This window comes from Caldibacillus sp. 210928-DFI.2.18 (genome assembly GCF_020554505.1).
GTDB lineage: Bacteria > Bacillota > Bacilli > Bacillales > Caldibacillaceae > Caldifermentibacillus > Caldifermentibacillus hisashii.
The window spans coordinates 1-5501 of record NZ_JAJCHL010000138.1; the positions used below are offsets into that span (position 1 = coordinate 1).

At 37.8% G+C, this 5501-nt stretch carries 5 protein-coding genes; all 5 read left to right on the forward strand.

Going from position 1 to position 5501, the window contains the following annotated elements:
* Positions 1-606: 606 nt before the first annotated feature.
* The 5 genes from LIZ98_RS16710 (at position 607) to LIZ98_RS16730 (ending at position 5144) form a co-directional block, all read left to right on the forward strand.
* Entirely contained in the window at positions 607-1155 is a 549-nt protein-coding gene (locus tag LIZ98_RS16710) for a helix-turn-helix domain-containing protein (protein WP_227140313.1), read from the forward strand.
* A 210-nt stretch (positions 1156-1365) separates the two neighbouring features.
* Positions 1366-2478: an ABC transporter ATP-binding protein gene (locus LIZ98_RS16715; RefSeq protein WP_034767559.1), complete on the forward strand. Its 1113-nt coding sequence runs from the start codon at positions 1366-1368 to the stop codon at positions 2476-2478.
* Positions 2468-3274, forward strand: a complete 807-nt coding sequence (locus LIZ98_RS16720; protein WP_034767561.1) for an ABC transporter permease — start codon at positions 2468-2470, stop codon at positions 3272-3274. Before LIZ98_RS16715 ends, LIZ98_RS16720 begins: the two co-directional genes overlap by 11 nt.
* The gene (locus tag LIZ98_RS16725; RefSeq protein ID WP_108897418.1) at positions 3274-4074 is read left to right on the forward strand and encodes an ABC transporter permease; all 801 of its coding nucleotides are present in this window, start codon (positions 3274-3276) and stop codon (positions 4072-4074) included. The genes LIZ98_RS16720 and LIZ98_RS16725 overlap by 1 nt, the downstream gene beginning before the upstream one ends.
* Positions 4071-5144, forward strand: a complete 1074-nt coding sequence (locus LIZ98_RS16730) for an ABC transporter substrate-binding protein (RefSeq protein ID WP_108897419.1) — start codon at positions 4071-4073, stop codon at positions 5142-5144. Before LIZ98_RS16725 ends, LIZ98_RS16730 begins: the two co-directional genes overlap by 4 nt.
* Positions 5145-5501: the final 357 nt, after the last annotated feature.

The window sequence follows — 5501 nt, forward strand, 5'->3', positions numbered from 1 at the left end:
CTTGTTTTTGGCGACGAGGCCCGTTCTCGTCGCCAATTTTGACCGAGAAAGTCTATTTTTTGGCGACGAAGCCCGTTCTCGTCGCCGTTTTGGGTAAAAAAATCCCTAATTTTGACGACGAAACCCAATCTCGTCACCGTTTTGGGTAGAAAAAAGCTTAATTTTGGCGACGAGACTCGATCTCGTCACCGTTTTTGGTTGAGAAGGCTTCTATATTGGCGACGAGATTCATTCTCGCCACCCATCCGTCTCAAATAAATCTGTCCTCAAGCGCAATCAACCTTCACCAGAAACATTCGCTCTTATTCGTCCTTCAGTAAAAATGTCATGCCCATTTGAACCGAATTTTTTCAACGAGTCGATTTTGTAAAAGAAAAAGATTGCAACTCCATGAAAATCCATGATAATTCCTTCAGCCAAAACCTCATGTTCATTTGACCAAAAATTTTTTTACAAAGAATCTATTTTATTGAAGAAATGTATTGCAAGCTATGAAAAATCATGTATAATAGAAAACTGAATTAGTAAACTTTATGTTTATAAATAGAAAACTTTCTTTACAATAGGTTTAGTTTTGGTAAACACTAATTTAAATGAGGTAATGTGATGAATCGGGGAATTGGTAAGAAAATCAAAAATTTACGTTTGAAAAAGGGATTGACACAGGAAGAACTAGGTGAACGGACCGATTTAAGTAAAGGGTACATTTCCCAGATCGAGCGAGACTTAAGTTCACCGTCAATCGAGACGTTTTTCGACATCTTAGAAGTGCTCGGTTGTTCACCTAAAGAATTTTTTGATGATAAGGATAATGGTCAAAAAGTGGTCTACGGGGAAGAAGACCAAACCGAGTATATCGACGAAGAAAATGGCTACAAAATTCAGTGGCTTGTACCGGAGTCGAATGAAAATGATATGGAACCGATTATTTTAACCCTCGAACCAAATGGGAAATTTAAAGAGTTTGAACCATCGCTTGCGGAAACGTTTATTTACGTTCTTAAAGGAGAAATAGCCTTGCAGCTGGGGAGAACGACTTATACAGCGAAGGAAGGGGAATCTGTTTATTTCTATGCTTCCAATGAACACCAAATTTTCAATCATCATGATGGGGTTTCAAAAATTTTACTAGTTGCCACCGATTCTTACTTATAAAAATCAAGTTTGGTGGCATTCGCGAGACCACTGAAGAAGTGCTAAAATCACTTGCTTAACACCATATTTAGATGTAACTTTGTGGTCTATCCTACTATATATTGAGTGAGTGAACTTATTCGAATTGTTTTTCAGTGGCCCCGGCATTCACTTGGTTGAAGTTTCATTTATAAAATAGCCTAACGTAAAAAACATAAAGGGGGAGCACCAATGACTGAGCAACCGATTATCCGCTTTGAAAATGTAACAAAACAATATGATGATGACCCACCAATATTGGATAATGTAAGTTTTGAAATGGAAAAAGGAAAGTTTTATACCCTTCTTGGTCCATCCGGATGCGGTAAAACAACGATTCTTCGGCTTATTTCCGGATTAATTGAGGCAACGAGCGGGAAAATTTATTTTAAAGATAAATTGATTAACCATGTTCCCGCCAATAAACGGCAGGTGAATACCGTATTTCAGGATTATGCCCTTTTCCCGCATTTGAATGTTTATGAAAATGTCGCTTTCGGCCTTCGTATTAGAAAAATGAAAAATGACGAAATCGATAAAAAGGTCCGAGAAGCTCTTCGTTTTGTAAACTTGGTAGGATTTGAAAACCGGGAAATTAAAGAAATGTCCGGTGGTCAAAGGCAGCGGGTAGCGATTGCCCGTGCAATTGTGAATGAACCGGAAGTCCTGCTTTTGGACGAGCCCCTTTCTGCACTGGATTTGAAACTTCGGACAGAGATGCAATATGAATTACGGGAACTACAACAACGGTTAGGCATTACTTTTGTTTTTGTAACCCATGATCAGGAAGAAGCTCTGGCGATGAGTGACGAAATTTTTGTTATTAATGAAGGGAAAATCCAACAAAAAGGAACACCGAGGGATATTTATGATGAACCGATTAACCGGTTTGTTGCCAATTTTATCGGGGAATCGAATATCATCAAAGGAAAAATGATACGCGACTTTTTGGTGGAATTTGACGGTAAACAATTTGAATGTGTTGACCAAGGTTTTAGCCCCAACGAGCCGGTAGAAGTTGTTATTCGCCCGGAAGATTTAGAGATTACCACTCCGGACCGGGGGAAACTAAATGTAAAAGTGGACACAGTATTATTCCGTGGTGTTCACTATGAGCTATGCAGTTATGATGAAAACGGCAATGAATGGATCATCCATTCGACAAAAAAAGCAGAAATTGGAGCGGAAATCGGCCTTTATTTTGAACCGGAAGCGATTCATGTCATGAGATTTGGGGAAACGGAAGAGGAATTTGATGCAAGACTAGAAAGCTATGATTCCTATGGTGATAAAGATGCAGACTAGAAGCCGAAACTTTTACCTCATTCCTTATGTGATATGGATTGCAATATTTGTGATTATGCCGATTCTGCTCATTGTTTATTATTCATTTTTAGATATTCACGGGAATTTTACACTGGCAAATTACCAAAAATTTTTTACACCGGTTTATTTAAAAATGACATTAAGTTCATTTTGGTATGCCTTGTTAATTACTGCTGTATCTTTGCTTGTGGCCTATCCAACCGCCTTTTTACTGACTAGGACAAAATATAAACAATTATGGTTGTTGTTAATTATTTTGCCTTCCTGGATTAATCTATTGTTGAAGGCTTATTCGTTCATCGGGATTTTTGGCACATACGGTTTTGCTAATGCCCTTTTGGAAGTGTTTGGTATTGGCAAAAAGCAAATTTTATTTACGGATTTCAGCTTTATCTTTGTTTCTGTTTATATTTTTATTCCGTTTATGATTTTACCGATTTTTAATGCATTGGATAAATTAAATCCGTCGTTCATCGATGCCTCGAGGGATTTAGGGGCTTCCGGTTGGACAACTTTTCGTCGGGTGATTTTCCCGTTAACGTTTGATGGTGTGAAGTCCGGATGTCAGGTCGTATTTATTCCAGCCCTTAGTTTGTTCATGTTAACAAGACTTATTGCCGGAAACCGGGTGATTACATTAGGTACAGCTGTGGAACAACATTTTCTCGTTACACAGGACTGGGGCATGGGTTCGACCATTGCAGTGTTCTTAATTATTAGTATGGTGATTATTATGTTGCTAACCGGGAATAAAAAGCGTGGGGGTGTCGGGTGATGAAGAAAAAGAGTCTATCCACCATTTATTTAACCATTGTTTTTTTGATTTTATACGCCCCAATCTTTTATCTAATGTATTATTCATTCAACAGCGGCGGGAAAATGTATGAATTTGAAAGCTTTTCGTTGGAATGGTATAAAGATTTATTTCAAAATACCCGCCTGTTAATTATTGTTCTAAATACAATTATTATTGCGCTATTATCATCTGCTATTTCTACGATTTTGGGTACAATTGGTGCAGTCGGGATTTGGCATTTGAAAAAAAGACAGACGAAAAATGTTTTATTATCGTTAAATAATATTTTAATTGTTAGTCCGGATGTTATTATCGGTGCATCCTTCCTTATCTTTTTTACCTTAGTCGGAATTAAGTTGGGATTTTCTTCTGTTCTTTTATCTCATATTGCTTTTTCTGTCCCGATCGTCGTGATTATGGTTTTACCGAAGTTGCAAGAAATGAGCTCAACCTTGATCGATGCAGCCAAGGATCTTGGAGCGAGTAATTTTAATGTGTTAACAAAGGTGATTTTACCATATATTACACCGGGTATTTTTGCAGGATTTTTCATGGCATTAACTTATTCATTGGATGATTTTGCGGTTACCTTTTTCGTAACTGGTAATGGCTTTTCCACATTGTCCGTTGAAATCTACTCGATGGCACGACAAGGTGTTTCATTGACCATTAATGCATTGTCAACGATCTTGTTCTTGTTTACGATATTACTTGTCATCGGCTATTATTTCATTTCAAAACGGAATGGCCGAATCATCGGATTGGGGGCAAGAAAATGAAAAAATTAGTTCAAACATTTGCTGTTATTTTCATTGTTTCCTTTGCCCTCATGTTTTGGGTTCAACGTCTAAATGCTTCTGAAGGTTATGCAGGCGGAAACACAATAACGGTGTACAATTGGGGTGAGTATATCGACCCGGATTTAATTAAACAATTTGAAAAGGAAACAGGAATTAAAGTGATTTACGAAACCTTTGATTCGAATGAAGCGATGATGGTGAAGATTCGCCAAGGGGGAACGACATACGATGTAGCGATGCCGTCCGAATACGCAATTCAAAAAATGAAAGAAGAAGGGTTGTTGCTTAAGCTTGATCAATCAAAGCTGCCGAATTTGAAAAATATTGATGATCGATTTTTAAACTTATCCTTCGATCCGGATAACGAATATTCTGTTCCTTATTTTTGGGGAACGGTTGGGATTGTCTATAATAAAAAAATGCTTGGTGATCGTACCTTTGATAGCTGGAATGACCTGTGGGCTGACGACTTAAAAAATCAAATCTTACTTGTTGACGGAGCTCGTGAAGTCATTGGCTTTGGGTTAAACAGTTTACATTACTCGTTAAATGATAAAAATAAAGTTCACTTACAAGAAGCAAAGGATAAATTAGTAAAGTTGCAACCAAATATTAAGGCAATTGTTGGCGATGAGATCAAAATGTTGTTGGTCAATGAAGAAGCACCGATTGGCGTTATTTGGTCCGGGGACGCAGCGGACATCATGTGGGAAAATGAAAACTTGGACTATGTTGTTCCGGAAGAAGGCTCCAATCTTTGGTTTGACAATATGGTCATTCCGAAAACATCTAAAAATATTGAGGGAGCTCATAAATTTATTAATTTCATGTTGGATGCGGAAGTTGCGGCACAAAATGCGGAATATGTCGGTTACTCGACCCCGAATAAAGCCGCCATGTCCATTCTCCCAGAAGAGACGGTTTCCGATGAGCGGTTCTATCCTTCACCGGAACTGACGGATCGGCTTGAAGTGTATGAAAACTTAGGGCAAGATATGCTTAGCTACTATAATGATCTTTATCTTGAATTTAAAATGCATACAAAATAAAGAAGGTAAGAGTGGTAAAAGGGTCTTAATAAATGGAGCACGAAACTTTCCAAGAGGGCGGTTCTATTGGGCAATTTTTCGTAAAAAGGTACGGAACTGTCCAAGAGGGCCGCTCTTTTGGACAATTTTTTTAAAAAAAGCCCGAAACTGTCCAATAAAATCGCTCTATTGGACAATTTTCCTTCCAAAAGCCCGAAACTGTCCAATAGAAGGGTTCTCATGGACAAAATGGAGTCTCAATCAGGAAAAATTGTCCAATAGAACGGTTCGGGGCCACTGAAAAAGTCAATCTGAAAATTCGGAATAATTATATGTATAATAAATTGAAAAAAATACCCCCAATATTTGGTATAATAA